23 protein-coding genes are annotated in these 23,864 nt (G+C 60.4%); 16 read left to right on the forward strand and 7 right to left on the reverse strand.

Annotation, left to right across the window (positions count from 1 at the left end):
• Positions 1-11: 11 nt before the first annotated feature.
• Both AB7M29_RS24690 and AB7M29_RS24695 read left to right on the forward strand, forming a co-directional pair.
• The gene (locus tag AB7M29_RS24690; protein WP_217857201.1) at positions 12-827 is read left to right on the forward strand and encodes a gamma-carboxygeranoyl-CoA hydratase; all 816 of its coding nucleotides are present in this window, start codon (positions 12-14) and stop codon (positions 825-827) included.
• The gene (locus tag AB7M29_RS24695; RefSeq protein WP_454248203.1) at positions 827-2,782 is read left to right on the forward strand and encodes an acetyl/propionyl/methylcrotonyl-CoA carboxylase subunit alpha; all 1,956 of its coding nucleotides are present in this window, start codon (positions 827-829) and stop codon (positions 2,780-2,782) included. The genes AB7M29_RS24690 and AB7M29_RS24695 overlap by 1 nt, the downstream gene beginning before the upstream one ends.
• A 39-nt stretch (positions 2,783-2,821) precedes the next feature.
• On the opposite strand, the gene AB7M29_RS24700 is transcribed toward AB7M29_RS24695, so the two are convergent.
• The gene (locus AB7M29_RS24700; RefSeq protein ID WP_454248204.1) at positions 2,822-3,487 is read right to left on the reverse strand and encodes a LexA family protein; all 666 of its coding nucleotides are present in this window, start codon (positions 3,485-3,487) and stop codon (positions 2,822-2,824) included.
• Positions 3,488-3,617: 130 nt separating this feature from the next.
• On the opposite strand from AB7M29_RS24700, the gene AB7M29_RS24705 reads away from it, so the two are divergent.
• Complete coding sequence (locus tag AB7M29_RS24705) at positions 3,618-3,959, forward strand: DUF6124 family protein (RefSeq protein ID WP_217857204.1); 342 nt, start codon at positions 3,618-3,620, stop codon at positions 3,957-3,959.
• Between the two features lie 485 nt (positions 3,960-4,444).
• Positions 4,445-5,596 carry a M14 family metallopeptidase gene (locus tag AB7M29_RS24710; protein ID WP_217857205.1) on the forward strand — a complete coding sequence of 384 codons (1,152 nt, stop codon included), beginning with the start codon at positions 4,445-4,447 and terminating at the stop codon, positions 5,594-5,596.
• Between the two features lie 58 nt (positions 5,597-5,654).
• Here AB7M29_RS24710 and AB7M29_RS24715 read toward each other — a convergent pair whose 3' ends face one another.
• Entirely contained in the window at positions 5,655-6,101 is a 447-nt protein-coding gene (locus AB7M29_RS24715) for a winged helix-turn-helix transcriptional regulator (RefSeq protein WP_052967753.1), read from the reverse strand.
• Between the two features lie 96 nt (positions 6,102-6,197).
• Between AB7M29_RS24715 and AB7M29_RS24720 the strand changes: the two genes are divergently transcribed.
• Positions 6,198-7,439, forward strand: coding sequence for an MFS transporter (locus tag AB7M29_RS24720; RefSeq protein WP_454248205.1), 1,242 nt, complete (start codon positions 6,198-6,200; stop codon positions 7,437-7,439).
• A gap of 96 nt (positions 7,440-7,535) precedes the next feature.
• On the opposite strand, the gene AB7M29_RS24725 is transcribed toward AB7M29_RS24720, so the two are convergent.
• Positions 7,536-8,081, reverse strand: a complete 546-nt coding sequence (locus tag AB7M29_RS24725) for a cytochrome b (RefSeq protein ID WP_217857207.1) — start codon at positions 8,079-8,081, stop codon at positions 7,536-7,538.
• Positions 8,078-9,172 carry a catalase family peroxidase gene (locus tag AB7M29_RS24730; RefSeq protein ID WP_217857208.1) on the reverse strand — a complete coding sequence of 365 codons (1,095 nt, stop codon included), beginning with the start codon at positions 9,170-9,172 and terminating at the stop codon, positions 8,078-8,080. The genes AB7M29_RS24725 and AB7M29_RS24730 overlap by 4 nt, the downstream gene beginning before the upstream one ends.
• Before the next feature lie 158 nt (positions 9,173-9,330).
• Here AB7M29_RS24730 and AB7M29_RS24735 point away from each other — a divergent pair, with 158 nt between their 5' ends.
• Complete coding sequence (locus tag AB7M29_RS24735; protein ID WP_454248206.1) at positions 9,331-9,837, forward strand: RNA polymerase sigma factor; 507 nt, start codon at positions 9,331-9,333, stop codon at positions 9,835-9,837.
• Positions 9,834-10,586, forward strand: coding sequence for an anti-sigma factor family protein (locus tag AB7M29_RS24740; RefSeq protein ID WP_217857210.1), 753 nt, complete (start codon positions 9,834-9,836; stop codon positions 10,584-10,586). The genes AB7M29_RS24735 and AB7M29_RS24740 overlap by 4 nt, the downstream gene beginning before the upstream one ends.
• Positions 10,587-10,734: 148 nt before the next feature.
• On the opposite strand, the gene AB7M29_RS24745 is transcribed toward AB7M29_RS24740, so the two are convergent.
• Positions 10,735-11,571, reverse strand: a complete 837-nt coding sequence (locus tag AB7M29_RS24745; RefSeq protein WP_217857211.1) for an IclR family transcriptional regulator — start codon at positions 11,569-11,571, stop codon at positions 10,735-10,737.
• 244 nt (positions 11,572-11,815) lie between these two features.
• Between AB7M29_RS24745 and AB7M29_RS24750 the strand changes: the two genes are divergently transcribed.
• The 7 genes from AB7M29_RS24750 to AB7M29_RS24780 all read left to right on the forward strand — a co-directional run bounded on the left by AB7M29_RS24750 (position 11,816) and on the right by AB7M29_RS24780 (position 18,645).
• Positions 11,816-12,841, forward strand: coding sequence for an ABC transporter ATP-binding protein (locus tag AB7M29_RS24750; RefSeq protein WP_454248207.1), 1,026 nt, complete (start codon positions 11,816-11,818; stop codon positions 12,839-12,841).
• Positions 12,838-13,707 (forward strand): ABC transporter permease, encoded by an 870-nt coding sequence (locus AB7M29_RS24755; protein WP_217857213.1) that lies wholly within the window; start codon positions 12,838-12,840, stop codon positions 13,705-13,707. The genes AB7M29_RS24750 and AB7M29_RS24755 overlap by 4 nt, the downstream gene beginning before the upstream one ends.
• Before the next feature lie 6 nt (positions 13,708-13,713).
• Complete coding sequence (locus AB7M29_RS24760) at positions 13,714-14,508, forward strand: ABC transporter permease (RefSeq protein ID WP_007896923.1); 795 nt, start codon at positions 13,714-13,716, stop codon at positions 14,506-14,508.
• A gap of 7 nt (positions 14,509-14,515) precedes the next feature.
• A complete protein-coding gene (locus AB7M29_RS24765; protein WP_454248208.1) occupies positions 14,516-14,806 on the forward strand; it encodes a (2Fe-2S)-binding protein in 291 nt (96 codons plus the stop codon).
• 307 nt (positions 14,807-15,113) lie between these two features.
• A complete protein-coding gene (locus tag AB7M29_RS24770) occupies positions 15,114-16,469 on the forward strand; it encodes an FAD-dependent oxidoreductase (protein WP_454248209.1) in 1,356 nt (451 codons plus the stop codon).
• Positions 16,466-17,581: an NAD(P)/FAD-dependent oxidoreductase gene (locus tag AB7M29_RS24775; RefSeq protein ID WP_454248210.1), complete on the forward strand. Its 1,116-nt coding sequence runs from the start codon at positions 16,466-16,468 to the stop codon at positions 17,579-17,581. Before AB7M29_RS24770 ends, AB7M29_RS24775 begins: the two co-directional genes overlap by 4 nt.
• Before the next feature lie 17 nt (positions 17,582-17,598).
• A complete protein-coding gene (locus AB7M29_RS24780) occupies positions 17,599-18,645 on the forward strand; it encodes an ABC transporter substrate-binding protein (protein ID WP_217857217.1) in 1,047 nt (348 codons plus the stop codon).
• Between the two features lie 264 nt (positions 18,646-18,909).
• Here the strand turns inward: AB7M29_RS24780 and AB7M29_RS24785 are convergent, their stop codons facing one another.
• A complete protein-coding gene (locus AB7M29_RS24785) occupies positions 18,910-19,959 on the reverse strand; it encodes a beta-propeller fold lactonase family protein (protein WP_454248211.1) in 1,050 nt (349 codons plus the stop codon).
• A gap of 110 nt (positions 19,960-20,069) precedes the next feature.
• On the opposite strand from AB7M29_RS24785, the gene AB7M29_RS24790 reads away from it, so the two are divergent.
• On the forward strand, positions 20,070-21,371 hold the full coding sequence (locus tag AB7M29_RS24790; protein ID WP_454248212.1) for a leucine-rich repeat-containing protein kinase family protein: 1,302 nt from the start codon (positions 20,070-20,072) through the stop codon (positions 21,369-21,371).
• 129 nt (positions 21,372-21,500) lie between these two features.
• On the opposite strand, the gene AB7M29_RS24795 is transcribed toward AB7M29_RS24790, so the two are convergent.
• Positions 21,501-22,205 carry a YebC/PmpR family DNA-binding transcriptional regulator gene (locus tag AB7M29_RS24795; protein WP_217857219.1) on the reverse strand — a complete coding sequence of 235 codons (705 nt, stop codon included), beginning with the start codon at positions 22,203-22,205 and terminating at the stop codon, positions 21,501-21,503.
• Positions 22,206-22,436: 231 nt separating this feature from the next.
• On the opposite strand from AB7M29_RS24795, the gene AB7M29_RS24800 reads away from it, so the two are divergent.
• The gene (locus tag AB7M29_RS24800; protein ID WP_454248213.1) at positions 22,437-23,861 is read left to right on the forward strand and encodes a type VI secretion system Vgr family protein; all 1,425 of its coding nucleotides are present in this window, start codon (positions 22,437-22,439) and stop codon (positions 23,859-23,861) included.
• The last annotated feature ends 3 nt before the right edge of the window (positions 23,862-23,864 follow it).

Raw genomic sequence — 23,864 nt, forward strand, 5'->3', positions numbered from 1 at the left:
TGGAGAAAACCATGAGCGACTTCAACACCCTCGAACTGCAGACCGACCCGCGTGGTTTCGCCACCCTCTGGCTCAGCCGTGAAGAAAAGAACAACGCCTTCAACGCCGAAATGATCCGCGAACTGATCCTCGCGCTGGACAAAGTGTCGAGCGATGCCAGCCTGCGTTTTCTGTTGATCCGCGGTCGCGGCAAGCATTTCAGCGCCGGCGCCGATCTGGCCTGGATGCAGCAATCGGCCGAACTCGATTACCACACCAACCTCGACGATGCCCGGGAGCTCGCGGAGTTGATGTACAACCTCGCCAAGCTGAAAATCCCGACCGTGGCGGTAGTGCAAGGCGCGGCCTATGGCGGCGCGCTGGGCCTGATCAGTTGCTGTGACATGGCCATCGGTGCCGACGACGCGCAGTTCTGCCTGTCGGAAGTGCGTATCGGCCTCGCGCCGGCGGTCATCAGCCCGTTCGTGGTGCAAGCCATCGGCGAGCGCGCGGCACGGCGCTATGCCTTGACCGCCGAACGTTTCGGCGGGCAACGGGCTAGGGAGATCGGTTTGTTGTCGGAGAGCTACCCGATGACTGAACTGGAGCAGAAAGTCGATCAGTGGGTCGACAACCTGCTGCTCAACAGCCCGGCGGCCATGCGCGCCAGCAAGGACTTGTTGCGTGAGGTCGGCCACGGCGCGCTGACCCCAGCGCTGCGGCGCTACACCGAGAACGCCATCGCCCGAATCCGTGTCAGTCCGGAAGGCCAGGAAGGCCTGCGCGCCTTCCTGCAAAAACGTCCGCCGAACTGGCAAGCCGAAACCACCCTCAAGGAGCCGCGTTGATGAGCGCACCTGTTCTCACCACTCTGCTGGTGGCCAATCGCGGAGAAATCGCTTGCCGAGTAATGCGCACCGCCAAGGCCCTGGGCCTGACCACCGTGGCCGTGCACAGCGCCACCGACCGTGACGCCCGGCACAGCCGAGGAGCGGATATCCGCGTCGACCTGGGCGGCAGCAAAGCCGCCGACAGTTACCTGCAAATCGACAAACTGATCGCTGCCGCGAAAGCCAGCGGCGCTCAGGCGATTCATCCCGGTTATGGTTTTCTCTCGGAAAACGCCGGGTTCGCCCGCGCAATCGAAGCGGCCGGCCTGATCTTCCTCGGCCCGCCCGCCTCGGCCATTGACGCCATGGGCAGCAAGTCCGCGGCCAAAGCCTTGATGGAAACCGCAGGTGTGCCGCTGGTGCCCGGCTATCACGGCGAAACCCAGGACCTCGACACCTTCCGCGACGCCTGCGAACGCATCGGTTATCCGGTGCTGCTCAAGGCCACCGCGGGCGGCGGCGGCAAAGGCATGAAAGTGGTCGAGGACGTCGGCCAGCTGGCCGAAGCCCTGGCCTCGGCGCAACGTGAAGCGCAGTCGTCGTTCGGTGACTCGCGGATGTTGGTGGAGAAGTACCTGCTCAAACCACGCCACGTGGAAATCCAGGTATTCGCCGATCAGCATGGCAACTGTCTGTACCTCAACGAACGTGATTGCTCGATCCAGCGTAGGCATCAGAAAGTTGTCGAGGAAGCACCGGCTCCGGGTCTGAGCCCGGAACTGCGTCGCGCGATGGGCGAAGCCGCCGTGCGCTCGGCACAGGCCATCGGTTACGTCGGCGCCGGCACCGTGGAGTTTTTGCTGGATGCGCGCGGTGAGTTCTTCTTCATGGAGATGAACACACGCCTGCAAGTCGAACACCCTGTCACTGAAGCGATCACCGGCCTTGACCTGGTGGCCTGGCAGATTCGCGTGGCCCGCGGTGAAGCGCTGCCGATGACTCAAGATCAGGTGCCGCTGATCGGTCACGCGATCGAAGTGCGACTGTATGCCGAAGACCCAAGCAACGATTTTCTACCGGCCACCGGACGTCTGGCGTTGTACCGCGAGTCTGCCGAAGGACCGGGGCGTCGCGTGGACAGTGGCGTTGAAGAAGGCGACGAGATTTCGCCCTTTTACGACCCGATGCTCGGCAAGCTGATTGCCTGGGGCGAAGACCGTGAACAGGCGCGGCTGCGTTTGCTGAGCATGCTTGATGAGTTTGCCATTGGCGGACTGAAGACCAACATCAACTTCCTGCGCCGAATCATCGGCCACCCGGCGTTTGCCGCGGCCGAATTGGATACCGGGTTCATTCCGCGTTATCAGGAACAACTGCTGCCAGCACCTTCAGACCTCAGCGATGAATTCTGGCAAGCGGCCGCGCAGGCATTTGCCCAGAGCCAGCCGAGTACAACCCGCGCGGATGACCTGAGTTCGCCTTGGGGTATCGGCAACGGATTCCGTGCGGGGCTGCCGACAGAAATCACCCTGCATTTGAGTTGCGAAGGGCAAGACCGGGCGCTGACCCTGGGCGATGCCGACGCTCATACCGCACAGCTCAAGGGTGAATACCTGCTGACCGAACACAACGGTTTGCGCCGCCAGCATCGGGCTATCCGCCGTGGCGATACGCTGTATCTGCAATGGGACGGTGAGCTGCGCCGCATCGAGTCGTATGACCCGATCAGTGCCGTCGAAGCCAGTCACAGCCATCAGGGCGGACTCACCGCGCCCATGAACGGCAGCATCGTGCGAGTGCTGGTGGAGGCCGGGCAGAAGGTCGACGCCGGGGCGCAATTGGTAGTGCTGGAAGCGATGAAAATGGAGCACAGCATTCGCGCGCCCCACGCCGGAGTGATCAAGGCGTTGTATTGCCAGGAAGGCGAGATGGTCAGCGAAGGCAGTGCGTTGGTGGAGTTGGAACACGCGTGAAATGAAGATCGGTCCTACGCGTTGCGAGGACCGATCTGATTAGAATTTGGCAGTCGCCTGAACCACTACGCCGATGATTCGGCATTCTTCGGTGTAAAGGGCTTTCGGATAGGTCGGATTGAGCGGGACCAGATAACGCTGCCCGCCCTCTTCGATCAGTTTACGAAAAACCGCCTCGGCGCTGCCGGGCCATTGGGCGATCACCAGTTTGCCAGGCTCCGGCACGATGGCCGGGTCCACCAGAATCAACATGTCCGCAGCAATGCTCACACCCGTGGGTGCGGTCATCGCATCGCCAACCACCACCAACCAGAACGCCGCGCCCTGTGCGTGGTAGTCGGACAGCTCGAAGCGCGGCTTGCTGACAGCCGATGAAGCGCCGTAGCTCAATAACTCTCCGTCGCGCACCTCCCCGGTTTCCCGCCAGTCACTGACCGGGTAGCGAAAGTACGGGTTGTACTTCTGCGTCAGAGAGATCTCATCATCCTGTGAGACCTGCGGTTCCCTGATCACCATCGCGACTTCCAGATAGTCCATCCCCAGCGCCTGCAAGACACGGTTCATCTCTTGGATGCGGGGCTGACGACGTTTATTCAGCCAATGGCCGACGCCGCCCTGGGACATTCCGATGCGCTCGGCGAGTATCTCTTGAGTGACTTTGAGTTCACTCATTTTGGCCTTGACCAATTCAATCCATTTATCCATGTGCGGCACGATACGTGGGGTACTCCGACCAACAAAACACAAACTGTAGTATTTAAATTCAAGACACAAATACAGTACGTACTAAGCTGGGCTCACGGATTTGAATCTATTCACGGAGCTTGCCATCGTCATGACCATCCCCAGCATTACCCTGCCCGACACCCAATTCGACACCACACTCAACTCGCCAAAAGGCTCTGCTGCCGCGCAGCGGGCGCTGGACTATTACTTGAAACCAGCTGTGTCAGAAGAGGCCGGCGAAGAACGTTTCTTCGATGTGAACCGTAACATCAGCAGCGAAGAGGCATTGGTCCATGCTTCGGATCTGTTGCGCTGTGCCGCCGCCACCGCGCATGAATCAGCCAATCAGCTGCAGGGCGCAAGCCGGGATCTGGCGTTTTCGACGGTGCACATGATCGACATGGCCAAGGCGATGGTCGACCGGTCCCTGGAGGGCAATCAGAACGATTGACTAGGAAGCGCTTTGGAGAAAGACAGGAAAAATTTTCCAATCGTGAAGATAAAAACATTTGACTTGCAAATGATAATGATTATTATTACATCAACTGGTCGCGAGATCAGTCGATGGCCCAAGGGACCTTAGGTCGGTCTCTTGGACTATCTCCTCATCAGGCTAATCACGGTTTTTGACCCGGCTTTTTGCCGGGTCTTTTTTTTGCCAGTTATTCTGGCTTTGGCTTCAGGCTAATGAAGTCTGTGGGTGCTGCAAATTCGATTGGCGCGGATGATATCAAATGAATATCTGTTGGCAAGAGAGGCCCGGTAGCATTGGGCCAAACTAACGCAAAATAGCACTTGAGAATCACTTTCACAGTCTCTAAGCTGCATCGGCGTCAAGGAGGACGCCCCCCCTTTTCAACCCCGCAATTTCCCCCCGGTTTATCCCTCCCTTGCGTGTAAAGTAGCAGCCATAAAAATCATATTCAGGAACCGATTATGGCCGTGGGTAAATCTTCTTTCGACATCAGCGCAAACTTCGACAGCGGCAACATCGAAGTGCTGGACATCAGCAATCCTTTGCAAGCGTTGCTGGCGATCAAGCCAGACACCCGCAGCCAGCACTTCCAGTGGTTCCACTTCAAGGCCAGCGGTCTGCACGTCGGTCAAGATCATTGGTTTCGTCTGAACAACGCCAGTAAATCCTCGTACAACAAGGCCTGGGATGGCTATCAGGCGGTGGCGTCCTATGACCACGTCAACTGGTTCCGGGTGCCGACCATTTTCGAAGGCGACTGCCTGCGTTTCAGCCTCGAAGCCACTGCCACTCATGCCTGGTTCGCCTACTTCGAGCCCTACAGCCGTGGCCGCCATGACTGGCTGATCGAACAGGCCCTGACCAAGGCCGGCACCGAACTGCTGGCCACCGGCAAGAGCGTTGAAGGTCGCGACATCCAGTTGTTGCGCAAGGGTACGGGTGCCGAAGGTCAGCGCAAGGTCTGGATCATCGCCCAGCAACACCCCGGTGAACACATGGCCGAATGGTTCATGGAAGGCGTGATCGAGCGCCTCGAAAAACACGACGACCCGGTGCTGAAAAAACTCCTGGCCAGCGCCGACCTGTACCTGGTGCCGAACATGAACCCGGACGGCGCCTTCCACGGTCATTTGCGCACCAACGCCATGGGCCAGGACCTGAACCGCGCCTGGCAGAACGCCAGCCAGGAAATCAGCCCGGAAGTGTTGTTCGTTCAGCAGCAGATGGAAAAGTATGGCGTCGACCTGTTCCTCGACATCCATGGCGATGAAGAAATCCCCCACGTGTTCACCGCCGGTTGCGAAGGCAACCCGGGCTATACGCCACGTATCGAGAAACTCGAAGCACATTTTCGCGATCATCTGAAACACCAGACCAAAGACTTCCAGACCAAACACGGCTATACCCGCGACGAGCCTGGCAAAGCCAACATGACCTTGGCCTGCAACAGCGTCGGTCAGAAGTTCGACTGCCTGTCGCTGACCCTGGAAATGCCCTTCAAAGACCACAACGACGCACCGAACCCGCTGACCGGCTGGTCCGGCAAACGCTCGAAGCAGTTGGGCAAGGATGTGCTGACGACCATCGCCGACATGGTCGATACCTTGCGCTGATCGCCCTTAAAATCAACAGATCGCAGGCTTCTGCCGAAGGCTGCGATCTTTTGATGTTTCACTCGGCAGCAATCCGCACACAATCCTCCGGCCCCAGCAAGCGCCCATCTTCGGCACGCAGCTCCAGCGGCCGCACCGGTCGACCGTTCTCACGATCGACAACCCGCGAATGTGCCTCCCCCGCCTCAAAGAAAAACGCCTCGCCCCACTGCCGTAACCCGATGATCAACGGGAACAGGCCCTTGCCCTTCTCCGTCAGCACGTATTCCTGATACGCGCTGCCGTCCGACGCAGGCACCAGATCGAAAATCCCATGAGCTACCAATGTGCGCAGGCGGGCCGAGAGAATGTTTTTGGCCATGCCCAGATTGCGCTGGAACTCACCGAATCGCCGCAGGCCATCGAACGCATCGCGCACGATCAATAACGACCACCAATCACCAATCGCGTCCAGTGAACGGGCGACCGGGCACTCGGCGCCTTCCATGCTTGTACGTTTAACCATGACCGCGTCCACCGGCAACAAATGTGGTTGCAATATAAAACCAGACTCCCTACCGTACAACTGGTTTTATTTTGAAACCACAAAAGGAAGCCCGTGATGAAACCTGACCACCCGTTAAGCGGCGCCGTGGTGCTGCTGTTTGCCGTCGCCTGCGGCCTGGCCGTCGGCAATGTGTATTACGCACAACCGCTGCTCGATGCCATGGCCGAGGCCTTCGCCATGGATCCGGCAACCATCGGTATCGTTGTCACCCTTACCCAGATCGGTTATGGCGTGGGTCTGTTGTTGCTGGTTCCGCTAGGGGATCTGCTCAACCGTCGACGGCTGATCGTCGTGCAAACCCTGCTGTCGGCCCTGGCTTTGTTGATGATCACGTTTGCCTCGAACAGCATCTGGCTGTTGCTCGGCATGGCGCTGACCGGATTACTGGCGGTCGTGACGCAAGTCCTGGTGGCCTACGCCGCGACCCTGGCCATCCCGGCGCAACGTGGACGTGTGGTGGGCGTGATCACCAGCGGCATAGTCGTCGGCATTCTGTTGGCACGAACGGTGGCGGGTGGCATGGCCGATCTGGCCGGTTGGCGTTCGATTTATCTGTTGTCCGCCGGGTTGACCCTGCTGATGGCGCTGCTGTTGTTTCGTGTGCTGCCCAAGCACGAAGAGGCGCGTCCGGATAGCGCTTACGCTGCGTTGATCGCCTCGGTCTTCACGCTGTTCAAGGAAGAACCGGTATTGCGTCAACGGGCCATGCTCGCCCTGCTGACCTTCGCCAGCGCCATGGTGCTATGGACACCCTTGGTGCTGCCGCTGAGTGCCCCGCCGCTCTCACTTTCCCACACCCAAATCGGCCTGTTCGGCTTGGCCGGAGCCGCCGGTGCACTGGCCGCCGCTCGCGCCGGGCATTTGGCCGATCGCGGTCTGGGTCAATGGACCAGTGGGCTGTCGTTGCTGCTGATGCTCGCCTCATGGCTGCCCATCGGATTCACCCAATCCTCTTTATGGGCGCTGCTGCTCGGGGTGATTACGCTGGATCTGGGTTTGCAAGCCGTTCACGTTACCAGCCAGAGCATGATCTACAGCGTGCGCCCCGAAGCGCAAAGCCGACTCACCGCCGGCTACATGCTGTTCTATTCGATCGGCAGCGCCTTGGGTTCTATCGGTTCGACGGCGATGTACGCTTGGGCGGGATGGATTGGGGTGTGCTGGCTGGGTGCGGGGATCAATGCCGTGGCGTTGATTTATTGGTGGATGACGTTGGCCCCAGCCCCGAGCAAATCCTGTGGCGAGGGGGCTTGTCGGAACGCCGCACCGCCCCGTTCGGCTGCGCAGCAGTCGTAAACCGATTAAACGCGGTATGCCTGACCTATCGCATTTAGGGCTGCTTCGCAGCCCGACGGGGGCAAGCCCCCTCGCCACATTTTTCAGCAACCCTGATCAGCCGCGATCCTTACCCCGCAGCATGCTGTTCAGCACATCATCCCGGCGCACCCACCCGTGAAACAACGCCGCGGCCAAATGCAGCAGCACGGTCAGGAACAGCAGATACGCCAGATACCCATGCGCCTTTCGCAGGAACGCAAACACCTGCGCATTCGCCGGCAGGATCGACGGCAACTGCAACGAACTACTGAGCATCACCGGGTCGCCAGCCGCGGAAATCATCGCCCAGCCCAGCAGCGGCAAAATCAGCATCAAGGCGTACAGCAAAAAATGCGAAGCCTTGGCCGCGAATGCTTGCCAACCCGGCAGGTCCGCCGGCAGCGGTGGTTGCCGGGTCGAAAAACGCACGGCCAGACGCACGATCACCAGCAACAGAATCGCAACGCCCAAAGGTTTGTGCAGATGGATCAGCCACTGATGGCGCTCGGACACCGAGGCCGCCATGCCCGCGCCGATAAACAGCATCGAGATGATCATCAGCGCCATCAGCCAGTGCAGCAGCCGCGCCAACGGCGCGAAATGGTTCGGTTGAGCACTCATTGTTGAGACTCCTGTTTGGCGTTGGGCAACTGCTTCACTTCGCTGGTGCGGCGCAGGTAGGAACGGGCGTAACCCGCTGAGCGAGCGGCGAGCAACGGGTCGTCGGAGCCTTCGATACCGCTGGGCAATACCAGTGGGTCGTAGTTGATGTCACGGCACTCGCCATTGAGTTGCGGCTGGGTACTTTCGAGCACCAGCGTGCCGGCGTTCAGCACCTTTCGGCCCTCGGGCCAGGCCTTGCTCGCGTCGTTGACCGGGTCCCCGGGGTTCGCCAGGGTGACGTTCAGCTGCCAACGCAGCGGGCCCGCGGACAAGCGCTGCACCAGATCTTTCTCAAGGAAACCACCGCCCTCGGGGGCCGTTGCACCTGCCGCGTCCTGAGCCACTGGCGTCATGCTCCAACGCACCGCCTGCCGTTGCCCGGCCGCGTTCACCAGGTAAAACGCGTTGACGCTGTTATAGGTTTCCGTTGCGTAACTGGCCGACGGTTTGGCGGTCTTGACCCAAGTCAGAAACGGCACGGCTTCGGGGTGCGCCGCAAAGAACGCTGGCACAGCCGCCGGGTTCGGTTTGCCGGTAGCCGGATCCGGTGACTGTGCTTGTTGCAACTGATAGAACGCCTCGGGCGTGCCCACCGGGAACACCGGCATGCTGTTCATTCCGGTGCGCCATTGCTGACCGTTGGCCTGGGTGAAACGCAACGCCAAGCTGCGGATTGGCACGCTGTTGTCCGGCGCGTAAGGATTGCCGGCAGGCAACGCGAAACGCCCGACCACCGGGGTCCGCGCTTCGCTGAACACTTGGGCGCTGGAATACTCGCGTGCCTGGCTACTGCTCTCGAAATGCCCGATCACGCACACGCCTTTGGCGTGATTACGACGGAATCCCGGGTGCACGCCGTTGTTTTTCTCCAGCACATTGACCAAGTCTTTCGGCGTCAGGCGCTGTGGGTCGAGTGTGCCGTTGACGTAGGCAAAAGCCCCGGCCAATGTGGCGACGACCACAGCAATGCCGGTCAGGCGCAACGTCAGGCTCGCGGCACTCAGCGGTGGCCGGCCAGGCCCCGTTGGTGGTGATGAGCGATCTACCATGAATGACTCCAGGGCCATCGGCCACAAGTGAGAAGAATCAGGCAGACGAACCCCACCAGGGTTTATTCCATCGCCCGGTGTTTATTTTTCCAAGCGTGGAATAACCTCGAATGCCGGGCGTCTTCCTAGTCCACAGCGTAGTGACTAGTCAGAACTTCATGAACGATATCGACGAACAACTCAGGGAAGTCATTCCCAGGCTGCGGCGTTTCGCCGTATCGCTCACGCGCAACTCCAGCAGCGCCGACGATCTGGTGCAGGCCAGTCTTGAGCGGGCGCTGTCGAGTTGGGGCGACAAACGTCCCGAGGGCGACTTGCGTGCCTGGCTGTTTTCGATCCTTTATCGGCAGTTTCTCGACGCCCATCGCCGCTCCCGCCGTTATGCGCGAATGCTCGAATTTTTTACCGGCCGTGATGATGCGCAGCCTTCGGCAGAACGCACGGTGATCGCCCAATCGACCCTGCAAGCCTTCGATCAGCTCGGCACCGAACAGCGCGCGCTGCTGCTCTGGGTGTCGGTGGAAGGCTTGAGTTATAAGGAGGTCGCCGAGATTCTCGACGTCCCCATCGGCACCGTGATGTCGCGCCTGTCCCGCGCACGCCAAGTCTTGCGCCAGCTCAGCGACGGCGAAATCACCCACCCTTCTCTGCGGAGACTCAAATGATCAGCATGCCTCCCAGCGAGCGTGACCTGCACGCCTACGTCGATCACCAACTCAGCGATGCCGATCAGCATCGGGTGGAGATTTATCTGGCCAACAACACCGAAGTGGCCGCGCAAGTACGCGCCTGGCAACACGATGCCCAACAATTGCGCGCGGCCCTGAGCGGCGCCTTGCAGCAACCGGACAACCCGGAACTCGACCCGGCAATGATTCGCCAGCGAGTCAAACGCCAGTCGCGCCGCCATCTGGCCAGCGCGGCGGTGTTGCTGATCGCAGTCAGCATCGGCGGATTGAGCGGTTGGCAGGCGCGGCAAATGACCCTGGTCAGCGCCCCGCTGCCGATGACCGATGCGATGCAGGCCTACCGGCTGATTGCCCAGCAAGGCATCCTGCCGGCGGATTACACCGTCAGCGATGACGGCGACATGCAGGGCTGGCTCGATCGGTATTTCAACCAGGCCCAACGCCTGCCGAACCTGACCGCTTCCGGATACACACCCATCAGCGGGCGGCTGCTCAGCACCGAACAAGGGCCGGCGGCGATGGTGGTATACGAGGATCAGAGCGGCCATAAAGTCAGCTTTTACGTCCGGCCACCCGGGCCGAAAAATACTCTGCTGCCTCGCGGTAGTCGCAGTGATGGTGAACTGCAGGCGGAGTACTGGTCGGGGGCCGGGTACAACTATGCGATGGTCAGCCCGAGTGATACGCCGGCGGCGCAGATGCTCAAACAGACTTTGAAGTTCTGATCTCCGGAAGCGGAGACAACACCAATCGAATGTGGGAGCGGGCTTGCTCGCGAAGACCGTTTAACATTCAACGTTTATGTCGACTGACACACCGCTTTCGCGAGCAAGCCCGCTCCCACAGGGGATTTGTGGAGGTCTGAGATTGTGGTCAACCCGGCCCAAACACTTGCGAAGGCCTTCGCAACAGCGGATCGAACGGATTGATCCGCGGCCCGATCAGCGCGGCTTCACGCTTGAGCATCTCCACCACCGTCGGCAAGCGATCCGGCCCCAGGCGATCGCTGACCGTGGCCACACTCAGCGCCGCCACCGCCCGGCCTTCGCGGTCGAGGATCGGCACGGCCACCCCGGCCATGCCCTGCAATACGCCAGTGTTGCGCCCTGCGTAACCGAGGGTGCGCACATTCTCGACTTCCGAACGCAGGAACACTTCGTCGTACAGATGAAAATCCTTGAGCCGCGGCAGGTTGTAATGAATCACCGTGTCGCGTTCCTCTTCCGGCAGAAACGCCAGAATCGCCAAGCTGCCCTGCCCCACACCCAGCGCCACCCGCCCGCCAATATCACCGGTAAACGTGCGGATCGGAAACGGCCCTTCACTGCGGTCCAGGCAGATCGCATCGAAGCCGCTGCGTGCCAGTAAAAACAACGAATCCCCCAACGAAGCCGACAGCCGCAGCAACGCCGGCCGCGCCAGTTCGCGCAAGTTGCCGGTGTTGCCGGCGCGGGCCGCCAAGGCAAAAAACTCCAGGCTCAGGCGATAGCGTTTGCTGCGCGCGTCCTGCTCGACCATGCCCTCGTCCATCAGGCTGCGCAGCAAGCGGTGGGTGGTTGGTTGCGACAAACCAATGCGCTGCGCCAGTTGCGTCACGCGTTCTCCGCCCTCGACGGTATCACCCAGACTGCGCAGCACCGCAAATAGTCTTGAGACGGCACCCACGCCGACTTCATTTTTGTTTTCATTCCGCTCAATGGAATCAGGCATGTGATTTCTCGACAATAAATTTACTCACTGAATGAAACTGAAAATAATCATCGCTTCAGTGAAATAGGCCATTGAGCCCATCCTATTCTTCGTCCTACTCTGCGTCCATCAGGGGCGATTCGAACAACAGCGGCAGCCGACAGAAGTCGAGCGCCAGCGCACCCCGGCAACATCCTTTTCGTATCTGCCCATACAAAAAAGCGCGCCTTTGGCGACGCATAACAATCTCAGGTGGAGCGCAGTCATGGCCTTCGTGCAACTTGAAAACCTCGGCAAACGTTATGGTGAGATCGACGCGGTCGTCGCCACCAATCTGTCAGTGGAGAAAGGCGAGTTCGTTTCCTTGCTCGGCCCCTCCGGCTGCGGCAAAACCACCACCCTGCAAATGATCGCCGGCTTCGTCGAAGTCAGCAGCGGGCGCATTGTCCTGGACGGTCGCGACATCACCCACGCCAAACCCGCCAGTCGCGGTCTGGGCGTGGTGTTCCAGAGTTACGCGCTGTTCCCGCACATGACCGTGCAAGACAACGTCGCCTTCGGCCTGCGCATGCGCAAAGTGCCCAACGGCGAGTTGCAGCAACGGGTGGATCGGGTGCTGAAACTGGTACGTCTGAACCAACACGCCGAGCGCTACCCACGGGAGCTCTCCGGCGGTCAGCGCCAACGGGTTGCGCTGGCCCGGGCGTTGGTGATCGAGCCGCCGGTGTTGCTGCTCGACGAGCCGCTGTCCAATCTCGACGCCAATTTGCGCGAAGAGATGCAGTTCGAAATCCGCCGCATCCAGCGCGAAGTCGGCATCACTACACTGATGGTCACCCACGACCAGTCAGAAGCGCTGTCGATCAGCGACCGGGTGGTGGTGATGCAGGCCGGGCGCATCACTCAGATCGACGCGCCCTACACCCTCTACGAACACCCGCGCACCGAGTTCATTTCCGGCTTCGTCGGCAAGGCCAATCTGCTGCCCGGCGAACGGGACAACGCTGGCGTTGTGCAGGTCTGCGGTCGTGGCAACGGCGAACTGACCCTGAGCCTGCGCCCGGAAAAAATCGACTTGCTGGATAAAGGTCAGGGCCGTCTGCCAGGCAAGATCGTCAGCCGCTTTTTCCTGGGCAGCCAATGGCTGTACGGCGTATCGACATCGTTGGGCGAACTCAGCGTGGTACGTCGCAACGACGGTTCCGCCCCCTTGATTGAAGGCACGGCGGTCGGGCTCGATTGGGATGCAACATTGCTGCGGGTGCTGAGTGTCGACGAGGTGTCGGCATGAGTACGCTTGCCGTCATCCGCCAGAGACGTCAGGGCTATTGGTTATCCGCACCGGCCCTGGCGTTGTACTTCGGTCTGCTGGTGATCCCGTTGCTGCTGACGCTGGTGCTGTCGTTCAACGTCTTCGACTACAGCTCGGGGATCAACAGCGACGCCTACACGCTCGATCACTACAGCAGCCTGCTGGGCGATCCGTACTTCTACGAGATCTTTCTGCGCACGTTCTGGATCAGCGCCCTGACCACCCTGCTCTGCGTGGTGATCGGCGTGCCCGAGGCCTACATCCTCAGCCGCATGGGTGCGCCGTGGCGCTCGATCTTCCTGATTCTGATCCTCACGCCGTTGCTGATTTCGGTGGTGGTGCGCGCCTTCGGCTGGAGCCTGTTGCTCGGCGCCGACGGCTTGGTCAACCAGACGCTGCAAGCCTTCGGTGGTTCGCCGATGAAGCTGCTCTACACGCCATTCGCGGTGGTGATCGCGCTGGTTCACGTGATGCTGCCGTTCATGATCATTCCGGTCTGGACCTCGCTGCAAAAACTCGACCCGGCCGCCGAACACGCCGCGCTGTCACTGGGCGCCAGCCACCTCACGGTGATGCGCAAAGTGGTGCTGCCGCAAATCATGCCCGGCGTGCTCTCCGGCACCTTGATCGTGTTCGGCCTCGCGGCCAGTTCATTTGCCATCCCCGGACTGCTCGGCGGACGCCGGATAAAGATGGTCGCCACGCTGATCTACGACCAGTACCTGTCGGAGCTCAACTGGCCGATGGGCGCGGCCATCGCCGTCGCGCTGCTGTTGCTCAACCTGCTGATCATGCTGTCGTGGAACCGGATGATCGAAGGCCGCTACAAGAAGTCATTGGGATAATTCGTCATGTCCAGAAACGGTCCTTTCGCCCTGCTGTTCCATACCCTGGTGGTGCTGTTCATGCTCGCGCCGCTGGTGGTGGTGTGCCTCGTCGCGTTCACCCCGGAAAACACCCTGAGCCTGCCGACCACGGAGTTTTCCCTGCGCTGGTTCCGCGCAGTGTTCGAGCGCGCGGACTTTGTCGATGCGTTTTACAACAGTCTGATCCTGGCGTTCTGTGCCGCCACGCTGGCGACGCTGATCGCGGTGCCGGCAGCCCTGGCAATCACTCGATTCGAGTTCCCCGGCCGGGACTTTTTCAACGGTCTGTTCCTGTCGCCGATCATCATTCCGCACCTGGTGCTGGGCGTCGCGTTGCTGCGGTTGTTTGCGCTGATGGGCGTCAACGGCAGCTTCGCCTGGCTGATCTTCGCCCATGTGCTGGTGATCACGCCGTATGTGCTGCGCCTGGTGTTGGCCTCGGCCATCGGTCTGGACCGCAGCGCCGAACACGCCGCGCAATCCCTGGGCGCTGGACGCTTTACGCTGTTCCGGCAAATCACCTTGCCGATGATTTTGCCGGGCGTCGCCGGTGGCTGGCTGCTGGCGTTCATCAACAGTTTCGATGAGGTCACGTTGTCGATCTTCGTCACCTCGCCCGCAACGCAAACGCTGCCGGTGCGCATGTACGTGTACGCCACCGAATCCATCGATCCAATGATGGCGGCGGTGTCGGCCTTGGTGATCGCGCTGACCGCGCTGACGATGATTCTGCTTGATCGGGTCTACGGCCTGGATCGGGTTCTGGTGGGTAAACAATGAGGGCGCCATGGCTCTGCTGAAACGACTGGCCGAAGGCGACCGCCCGGCCCTGGACTTTACCCTCGACGGCAAGCCTGCCCGTGGCCTGCTCGGCGACACCTTGCTGACCGCCGTGCTGACTTGCAGCGAACACCTGCGCGGCAGTGACTTCAGCGCCGAGCCCCGCGCCGGTTTCTGCCTGATGGGCGCCTGCCAGGACTGCTGGGTACGCCTGGGCGATGGCCGCCGGGTGCGCGCCTGCTCAACGCTGCTTGAAGCCGGACAACACATCAACCGCGAACCGGGGCGATTGGTATGAACACCCACTTTCCCTGCACAAACCCATCTCCCTGTGGGAGCGGGCTTGCCCGCGAAAGCGATCTGTCAGCCAGCATCAATATTGGATGTGCCGCCGTCATCGCGGGCAGGCTCGCTCCCACAGGGGGGCCGCGCCGATCACAAAACAGGTGGGCAACACCAATCAAATGTGGGAGCGGGCTTGCTCGCGAAAGCGGACTGTCTGCTGGCATATCTGCTGAATGTTCCGCCCCCTTCGCGAGCAAGCCCGCTCCCACAGGGGTTCAGCGGCGGTCACAAATAATCTGGGCAACGCCGATGAGGTGGGTATGAAGTCTGTGGTCGTCATCGGAGCGGGCCCCGCAGGAATCCGTGCGGCGCAAACTCTCGTCGCCCATGGCATGCGCCCTGTCCTGCTGGACGAAGCCGCGCGCGGTGGCGGGCAGATTTATCGGCGTCAGCCGGCGAATTTCAAGCGTTCGCCGGTCAAGCTGTATGGCTTCGAAGCACGCAAGGCCAAGGCACTGCATCAGACAATCGACGAACTGCGCGAGCAACTCGATTACCGCCCCGACACCCTGGTGTGGAACGCCGAGGCTGGCGCGCTCGACACCTTGCATGAAGGCCGGGCCGCACGGCTGGAGTTCTCGCGCGTGATTGTCGCCACGGGCGCCACCGACCGGATTCTGCCGGTGCCAGGCTGGACGTTGCCGGGAGTCTACAGCCTCGGTGCGGCGCAGATTGCCTTAAAGTTTCAAGGCTGTGCCATCGGTGAACGCGTGGTGTTCGCTGGCAGCGGGCCGTTGCTGTATCTGGTGGCGTACCAATACGCCAAGGCCGGCGCCAACGTGATCGCCGTACTCGACAGCTCGCCCTTCAGCGCTCAGGCCCGCGCCCTGTCCGGCCTGCTGTCACAACCGGCCACTCTCGCCAAAGGCGTCTATTACCGCACCTGGCTAACCGCCCACGGCATCCCCGTGCACCAGGGCGCCACCTTGAAACGCATCGATGGCGAACACCGCGTGCAATCGCTGAACTGGCATAACGCAGCAAGCGAACATCGAATCGAATGCGACGCCGTAGCCTTCGCCCACGGCCTGCGCAGTGAAACCCAACTCGCCGATCTGCTGGGCTGTGAATTCACCTGGAACCCGCTCAACCGCGCCTGGCTGCCGCAGCGCGACAGCGCCGGTCGCAGCAGCATCGCCGAGGTGTACCTGGCTGGTGACGGCGCCGGCATCATGGGCGCCGACGCGGCTGAAATGGCCGGTGAACGGGCAGCCCTGGCGCTGCTTGAAGACATCGGTTACCTGATCCCACCACAGCGTGCCACCCAATTGGAACAGTCGCTGAACACTATCGGCAGATTCCGCCAAGGCCTGGAGCGCGCCTTTATCTTTCCCGAAAGCTGGGCCTCCGACGCCGCGGATGACCTGATGATCTGCCGCTGCGAAGAAGTGCGCGCCGGCGACATCCGCCAAGTAGTGCGCGAAGGCCATTGGGAGATCAACCGGGTCAAGGCCCATTGCCGGGTCGGCATGGGTCGCTGCCAAGGGCGGATGTGCGGCGCCGCCGCAGCGGAAATCATCGCCTGCACAAGCCAGCGCAACCTGTCCGACATCGGCCGGTTACGGGCACAGGCGCCGATTAAACCCCTGCCGTTCGGTCTGGAGGTCGAGCCATGATCGAGGTCGATGCAATCATTATTGGCGGCGGCATTGTCGGGGCCTCCGCGGCCCTGTTTCTGAGCAAGGCCGGTCGTCGCGTTGCGTTGCTGGAGCGGGACTTTTGCGGTTCGCACTCCAGCGGTGTGAACTACGGCGGCGTGCGTCGTCAGGGCCGGCCGCTGTCGCAATTGCCGCTGTCGCAACGGGCTCACGAGATCTGGGGGCAACTGCCTCAGCTGATCGGCATCAACGGCGAGTACCAGCGCAGCGGCCACCTGAAACTCGCCCGCAGCCTCAACGACCTGCACGCCTTGCAGGATTACGCCGCCAGCAGCCAGGGGTTCGGCCTCGATTTGCAGGTACTCGATCGCCATGAGTTGCGCGCACGTTTTCCGTGGGTCGGAGAGGTCGCGGTTGGTGCCTCGTTGTGCCCGGACGACGGCCACGCCAACCCGCGACTGGTGTCTCCGGCCTTCGCGCAGGCCGCGCGTCGGCACGGCGCGCAGATCCATGAACAATGCGCAGTGACCGCAGTGGAGCATGACGGTCAGCGCTTTCGCGTCAGCACTCAAACCGGCCTCGAGCTGCACGCCCCCTGGCTGCTGAATTGCGCCGGCGCCTGGGCCGGAAAGCTCGCTGCGCAATTCGGCGAAGCGGTGCCAATGCACGCCGGGCACCCGGCAATGCTGGTCACCGAACCGTTGCCGCTGGTGATGAACGCCAGCACCGGCGTCGAGGGCGGCGGCATCTATGCCCGTCAGGTCGCTCGCGGCAATTGTGTGTTGGGCGGCGGCCAGGGCTTTGCCCTCGATAACGCCCGCGCCCGGCCTGGTCAGAACGCCGTCATCGAGATCCTGCGCCAGGCCGTCGAACTCTACCCGTTTCTTGAAGGTGCCCAGGCGATTCGCACCTGGAGCGGCACCGAAGGTTATCTGCCCGATCGCCAACCGGTGATCGGTCACAGCAGCACCCAACCCGGTCTGTTGCACGCGTTCGGCTTTGCCGGTGCGGGCTTTCAGATCGGGCCTGCGGTGGGCCAGGCGCTCACCGAGATCATCTGTAGCGGCGCGTCAAAGACGCCGCTGGATACGTTTTCCATCACCCGGTTTCACTCCATCTCCGTTGCTTGATAGAGGAAGGTCGCGCCATGAATCATTTCAAACGCAGTGCACTGCTCGGTTTTTCTTGCGTGGGCGCCCTGCTCACGGTCAGCCAGGCCCAGGCAGAACCGACGCTTTACCTGGGCATGAACGGCGGAACCATGGAGCGGCTCTACGCCGACAAGGTGCTGCCGGCCTTCGAGAAAGCCAATAACGTCAAAGTGGTGATCGTGCCGGGAACCTCCGCCGATATTCTGGCCAAGGTCCAGGCCAGCAAAGGCAACCCGCAGATGCACGTGATGTTCCTCGACGACGGCATCATGTACCGCGCCATCGCCATGGGTTTGTGCGACAAACTCGAAGACAGTCCGCCCCTGGCACAGATTCCGGCCAAGGGCCGCATCAAGGATCAAGCCGTGGCGGTCAGCCTTGGGGTCACGGGGCTGGCGTACAACACGCGGCTGTTCAAGGAAAAAGGCTGGAACGCACCGACCTCCTGGATGGACATGGCCGACCCGCGCTTCAAGGACAAACTGGTGTTCCAGTCGATGGCGTCTTCGACCTTCGGCCTGCACGGTTTCCTGATGTTCAACCGGATTCAGGGTGGCAGCGAAACCGACGTCGAACCGGGGTTCAAGGCTTGGCCGAACACTGTCGGGCGCAACGTGCTGGAGTACATTCCGAGTTCCGCGAAAATTTCCGAAATGCTCCAGACCGACGAAGCGGCGCTGTTCCCACTGACGCCGACCCAGGTCACCGCGCTGAAGCTCAAGGGCATGCCGGTGGAATATGCACAGCCGAAAGAAGGCTCCGTGGTGCTCAACGTCGCCGAATGCGCCATCGCCAACAACACCCAACCGGAACTGGCGCAAAAACTCGCCGCCTTCCTGCTGACGCCCGAAGCACAAGCCGCTGCGCTTGAAGACGGCGATCAGATTCCATCCAACCCGAATACGCCAACCACCGACAAGACCCGCGGTCAGGTCGAGGCGATGAAACAGTATCTGACCACCGCGATCGCCATCGACTGGGATCAGGTCAACGAACAGCGCCCGGCGTGGAATGCCCGGTGGAATCGCAGTATCGAGCGCTAACCTCGAAGATCAAAAGACTGCAGCCTGCGCCGAAAATCCTGTGGGAGCGAGGCTTGCCCGCGAAGAATGCACCGCGTTTTTTCAGGTACTGCGCGTCATCGTTCTTCGCGGGCAAGCCTCGCTTTCGACCAGAAAAACGCAAAGACCTTAGAAAGAGAAAAGATAGAGAGGAACATCAACTTATCTTGGCGTTTTTGCAGTTCCTCTCAAAAAGGTTACCATTCCAGTGAGGCAACATTTAATAAACAGCGGTGAAAAATTTTGCTACGCCGCAGGATCAAAAACAGTCATGGACCTCCCTTGACTGTTACAGACGAAGACAAAACCACTATATCGCGAAATAGCAACTCCTTTCGGCTCATTCCCCACAGCAAACTCCCGCTCAACCTTAAGTGTTTCGGTACTCACTGCGAAAACTTTGTCATTGAAATTATCGGTGATAAATGCAAGACGACTATCATTACTCAGGGCGATCCCGGAAAGATTGGCACCCACAACGACTGACTTAAATTCCCTATTACTAATATCAAACTTTAAAACTCTGCCTTCTATAGTTTTACCGCGAAGTACATGACTAGCGATATAAGCATAGCCTCCGGCCTTATCCAGAGTAATAGCTGACGCCCCTTCTGCGATAGGAATACGTTCTACGGTCCACGTTTCAGTATTTACTAACATCAACACACCACTGATAGTCAGGTAAATTTCAGGTCGATGCGGATTAACTGCAATGCCATTTGCAAGCCCTGAAATACTGACTTTCCGCACAACATTCTCCCGAGCGACATCAACCACTAGAAGTTCAAACTCAAACCGGTTGACGACATACAGATACCGTTCATCACGACTCAGCTCCACATAAGAAGGCCCTCCCTCCACAACAATATCTCTTTTTTCATTTCTATCAGTATCAACAACCGAAATAGTGCCACTGCCTCTGTTAGCTACATACACGACTCTTCCACTCTCGCTTACAGCAACATCCAGCGGATCTTTGCCAACATCAAAAATTTTGAAATCACCGGTACTGGTTTTTATCTGTGCTAACTGTCCAGCATAGTAGAAACTGGCATAGGCGTAAGCAGAGTCCTTAGTGACCGCTACATAAAACGGATCTTGAACAAAATCAAGAGTCCCAACGAAGCCCCTCATTGAATCTTTAATTGACATGATAAATCCTCTGACATGGATTACACCTTCCGACCCTTTCGTAAGGCTCCCCCATATCACCAGAATGGCCTTGACAATATCTACTATCAGAAATGACAGTAACGACAAACGGTCCAAGCCCCCCTGAGACTCACACGCAACCATGCGCTCAACAGTTGAATGCCTCCCCTGACTTTAAGCGACTGCCACGTCCATTTATCGTTAAAATGGCGCCCGTTAAGCTCCATTCCCTCTTTTCGAGTATCGGATTGTCCATGCATACCCTCGCACAACTGCGCGCCGGCCAACTGTCGGGCATCACCCGTCTGGACTTGTCCTGCGGCCTGACCGAGTTCCCCCGGGAAATCTTCGACCTGGCGGACTCGCTCGAAGTGCTCAACCTCAGCGGCAACGCCTTGCGCAGCCTGCCGGACGACCTGCACCGCCTGACCCGTTTGCGCGTGCTGTTCTGCTCGGACAACCAGTTCACTGAACTGCCCGCTTGCCTCGGCCAATGCACCGCGCTGACGATGATCGGCTTCAAGGCCAACGCCATCGAAAACGTGCCGGGCGCCGCCCTGCCGCCGCTGTTGCGCTGGCTGATCCTGACCGACAACCGCCTCACGGATCTGCCGACCGAACTGGGTGAACGCCCGCATCTGCAAAAGCTCATGCTCGCCGGCAACCAGTTACAGCGTCTCCCCGAAAGCCTGAGCCATTGCCATCGACTCGAACTGATCCGCATCGCCGCCAATCAGCTCACCGAGCTTCCCGAGTGGCTGCTGACCCTGCCGAGCCTGACCTGGCTGGCGTACGCCGGTAACCCACTGGAAACCGAAGCCGATGCCGCCGCCCTCGAAGCCACGGCGAGCATTCCCTGGTCCCAGCTGAGCCTGGCGAAAAAACTCGGCGAAGGCGCGTCGGGGGTCATTCATCAGGCGTTGTGGGAGCAGACGAAACAGGTCGCGGTAAAACTCTATAAAGGCGAAATGACCAGCGATGGCTCGCCGCTGCACGAAATGAACGCCTGCATCACCGCCGGCATTCACCCCAACTTGATCCGGGTCGAAGGGCGGATTGTCGGCCATCCGCAGGCGCAGGCCGGGTTGGTGATGCAACTGATCGATCCGAGTTACCGCAACCTGGCCGGGCTGCCGAGCCTGGCGTCCTGCACGCGCGACGTCTACGCCGACGACACCCGATTCAACGCTGACGTGGCGCTGCGCATCGCCAGTGGCATTGCTTCAGTGGCTGAACATTTGCACCGCCAAGGCATCACCCACGGTGACCTCTATGGTCACAACATCATGTGGAACGAGCACGGTGATTGCCTGTTGGGCGATTTTGGCGCGGCGTCTTTCCATGCCACTTCGGACAGCCTTGAAAGCCGCGCACTGCAACGGATCGAGGTGCGGGCGTTCGGGGTGCTGCTGGGGGAATTGCTGGAACGGATCGACTCGGGGCTGAGCGATGAAGGGCGTGAGGCGTTAGAGGCGTTGCAGCAGCGCTGCTGTCAGCCGGATGTGCTGGCGCGGCCGGGGTTCAGCGAGGTTGTGCGGGAGTTGAAGGGACGGTGACCGCTGCGCGGTCATTCGCGAGCAAGCCCGCTCCCACATAGGATTTGTGAACGCCACAGATCGAATGTGGGAGCGGGCTTGCTCGCGAAGACGGCCTGCCAGGCAACAAGCCGTCAATGACACACAGACTTAACCCGCCAACCCGACAAACATGTCCTGCACATCATCGTGATTATCGAGGCCTTCGAGGAACGCTTCGACTTCTGCCATCTGCTCGTCGCTCAAACCACTGACCGGGTTCTTCGGCTGATAGCCCAACTTGGCCGACAACACGGTGAAACCCTGCTCCGGCAGCGCTTTCTGTACCGCATCCAGGTCCACAGGTTCGGTCAGGAACAGCGTCGCGCCGTCTTCACCCGGTTCGAAATCCTGGGCACCGGCTTCGATCGCAGCCATTTCCGGATCGGCGTCAGGGCTGTCCGGGGACGCCTCGATCATGCCGACGTGGTTGAAGTCCCAGGCCACCGAACCGGAAGCGCCCAACTGGCCCTTACGGAACGCGACGCGGATTTCAGCGACGGTGCGGTTGATGTTGTCAGTCACGCATTCAACGATCAGCGGCACCTGATGCGGTGCGAACCCTTCATACGTCACGCGATGGTATTGCACGGTTTCGCCCAACAGGCCCGCGCCTTTCTTGATCGCGCGATCCAGGGTTTCCTTGGGCATCGAGGCTTTCTTGGCCTGCTCGACCACCAGACGCAGGTGTGCGTTGGTGGCGGTATCGGCACCGTTGCGGGCAGCGATGGTGATTTCTTTCACCAGTTTGCCGAAGATCTTGCCCTTGGCGTTGGATGCCGCTTCTTTGTGTTTAACCTTCCACTGTGCGCCCATTACTCACTCTCTTGATCTGTGGCGCCGAGACATCTATTGGCCGACGCATTGCGCAAGTTTATACGGCCTAAAGATGCCAATCGACCAAAAATTCCAAGATCTTCACCCCGTGACGAATCGACATCTTCACCAGTGTTTGTAGGGCGATTCTGAAAAGTCGATTTGCGGTGACGCTTCAGGGCTGTGGTTTCGTACCCTCTGCGCCCATCCTCCCTGGCAGAAGCGCGCTCGATGCACAACGACAAGGAAAGCCCCTTTACCCTGACACTCCTGGACGGCGGTTTGAGTCTGCAGGTGTTGCAGTTCAGTGGCCGTGAAGGTCTCAACCAGCCCTATCGATTCGACATCGACGTGATCGGCCTCGCCCCGGCGATGCGCCTCGACCAATGGCTGCAACAACCGGCGTTTTTGCGGCTAGCGGGGGACCAGGGCATTCACGGCGTGATCCACAGCGTCAGTCGCGAACATCGCGGCAAGCACCGGATCGGCTACTCCCTGGTGTTGGCACCCCATCTTCAACAACTTCACCTGCACAGCTCGCGTCGGGTGTTTCATCGTCTCAGCGTGCCCGCGATCGTGCGCCAGTTGCTGGAGGAACATCAGTTACCCGAACACAGCTACCGCTTCGAACTGGCAAACGGGTGTTACCCGCCCCGACCTTTTTGCATTCAGTACGATGAGAGCGATCTGGCCTTCATGCAGCGGCTGTGTGAGGAAGAAGGCATCCACTATCACTTCGAACATCAGCACGACGGGCACGTGCTGGTGCTGGCCGATGACAGCCTGAGTTTCCCTCAGGAGCCGCTGCTGATGCCGTTCCAGGACGACGCATTCAACGACTTCGCCTTGCCGGTGATCAGCGAACTGTTCCAGCGCCATGACCCGGACCTCGCCCCGACACGATGGGAGGCCAGAAACCGCGGCGCGCAGGTGATCGGCGATGGGGCGGCCAACCACCCGCTCACCAGAACGGGCCCGATGACGGCACGCCCCGCGCCTGAACAGCTGCATCACGACCAGTTCAGCCGCCGACGGATGGAACGCCTGCGTTGCCAGCAACGGCAGATCCACGGCCAAAGCAATCAGAGCGAACTGTGCAGCGGACGGATCCTGCAAGTGGCGCAGCACCCGCTCTCGAGTTTCAACGATCAGTGGCTGCTCACCGATATCCGGCACCAAGGACAGCAGCCGTCGATTCTCGCCGAGGGCCAGCCCGGCAGTGCCCGGCGCTACAGCAATCAGTTCACGGCCATTCCCTGGTCAACGGTGTTCAGACCGGCGCTCAAACACGCCAGGCCGAGCATCCCGGGCTATCAGACCGCCCAAGTGCTGGGCTCCGTCGGGCAACCGGCGGCGCTCGATGACCAGGGCCGGATACAGGTCAGGTTATGGCCGACGCCGGCGTTCGAGGCGGATGAATCCGACGGTCTCTGGCTACCGGTCGCCCTCGCAACGCCGGACGGTCGGATCGATCCGTCCAGATTGCCCATGGCCGGCACCGACGTGCTGGTCAGTTTCCTCGACAGCGACCCGGACCGACCGGTTTTGTGTGCCGGCATGGGCCATCCCCAGCCTTCCCGCCCCGCTCCGGAGCCACGTCGCGATGGTCGTCTACTGCTCGATTGGCTGGTCAATCGCTCGGATCTCGCACCTTGAGTT

The organism is Pseudomonas sp. F-14 TE3623 (assembly GCF_053629015.1).

Coding starts and splice junctions, on each gene's coding strand:
- AB7M29_RS24690 (WP_217857201.1), top strand. CDS start 12: ATGAGCGACTTCAACACCCTCGAACTGCAGACCGACCCGCGTGGTTTC.
- AB7M29_RS24695 (WP_454248203.1), top strand. CDS start 827: ATGAGCGCACCTGTTCTCACCACTCTGCTGGTGGCCAATCGCGGAGAA.
- AB7M29_RS24700 (WP_454248204.1), bottom strand. CDS start 3,487: ATGGATAAATGGATTGAATTGGTCAAGGCCAAAATGAGTGAACTCAAA.
- AB7M29_RS24705 (WP_217857204.1), top strand. CDS start 3,618: ATGACCATCCCCAGCATTACCCTGCCCGACACCCAATTCGACACCACA.
- AB7M29_RS24710 (WP_217857205.1), top strand. CDS start 4,445: ATGGCCGTGGGTAAATCTTCTTTCGACATCAGCGCAAACTTCGACAGC.
- AB7M29_RS24715 (WP_052967753.1), bottom strand. CDS start 6,101: ATGGTTAAACGTACAAGCATGGAAGGCGCCGAGTGCCCGGTCGCCCGT.
- AB7M29_RS24720 (WP_454248205.1), top strand. CDS start 6,198: ATGAAACCTGACCACCCGTTAAGCGGCGCCGTGGTGCTGCTGTTTGCC.
- AB7M29_RS24725 (WP_217857207.1), bottom strand. CDS start 8,081: ATGAGTGCTCAACCGAACCATTTCGCGCCGTTGGCGCGGCTGCTGCAC.
- AB7M29_RS24730 (WP_217857208.1), bottom strand. CDS start 9,172: ATGGTAGATCGCTCATCACCACCAACGGGGCCTGGCCGGCCACCGCTG.
- AB7M29_RS24735 (WP_454248206.1), top strand. CDS start 9,331: ATGAACGATATCGACGAACAACTCAGGGAAGTCATTCCCAGGCTGCGG.
- AB7M29_RS24740 (WP_217857210.1), top strand. CDS start 9,834: ATGATCAGCATGCCTCCCAGCGAGCGTGACCTGCACGCCTACGTCGAT.
- AB7M29_RS24745 (WP_217857211.1), bottom strand. CDS start 11,571: ATGCCTGATTCCATTGAGCGGAATGAAAACAAAAATGAAGTCGGCGTG.
- AB7M29_RS24750 (WP_454248207.1), top strand. CDS start 11,816: ATGGCCTTCGTGCAACTTGAAAACCTCGGCAAACGTTATGGTGAGATC.
- AB7M29_RS24755 (WP_217857213.1), top strand. CDS start 12,838: ATGAGTACGCTTGCCGTCATCCGCCAGAGACGTCAGGGCTATTGGTTA.
- AB7M29_RS24760 (WP_007896923.1), top strand. CDS start 13,714: ATGTCCAGAAACGGTCCTTTCGCCCTGCTGTTCCATACCCTGGTGGTG.
- AB7M29_RS24765 (WP_454248208.1), top strand. CDS start 14,516: ATGGCTCTGCTGAAACGACTGGCCGAAGGCGACCGCCCGGCCCTGGAC.
- AB7M29_RS24770 (WP_454248209.1), top strand. CDS start 15,114: ATGAAGTCTGTGGTCGTCATCGGAGCGGGCCCCGCAGGAATCCGTGCG.
- AB7M29_RS24775 (WP_454248210.1), top strand. CDS start 16,466: ATGATCGAGGTCGATGCAATCATTATTGGCGGCGGCATTGTCGGGGCC.
- AB7M29_RS24780 (WP_217857217.1), top strand. CDS start 17,599: ATGAATCATTTCAAACGCAGTGCACTGCTCGGTTTTTCTTGCGTGGGC.
- AB7M29_RS24785 (WP_454248211.1), bottom strand. CDS start 19,959: ATGGTTGCGTGTGAGTCTCAGGGGGGCTTGGACCGTTTGTCGTTACTG.
- AB7M29_RS24790 (WP_454248212.1), top strand. CDS start 20,070: ATGCATACCCTCGCACAACTGCGCGCCGGCCAACTGTCGGGCATCACC.
- AB7M29_RS24795 (WP_217857219.1), bottom strand. CDS start 22,205: ATGGGCGCACAGTGGAAGGTTAAACACAAAGAAGCGGCATCCAACGCC.
- AB7M29_RS24800 (WP_454248213.1), top strand. CDS start 22,437: ATGCACAACGACAAGGAAAGCCCCTTTACCCTGACACTCCTGGACGGC.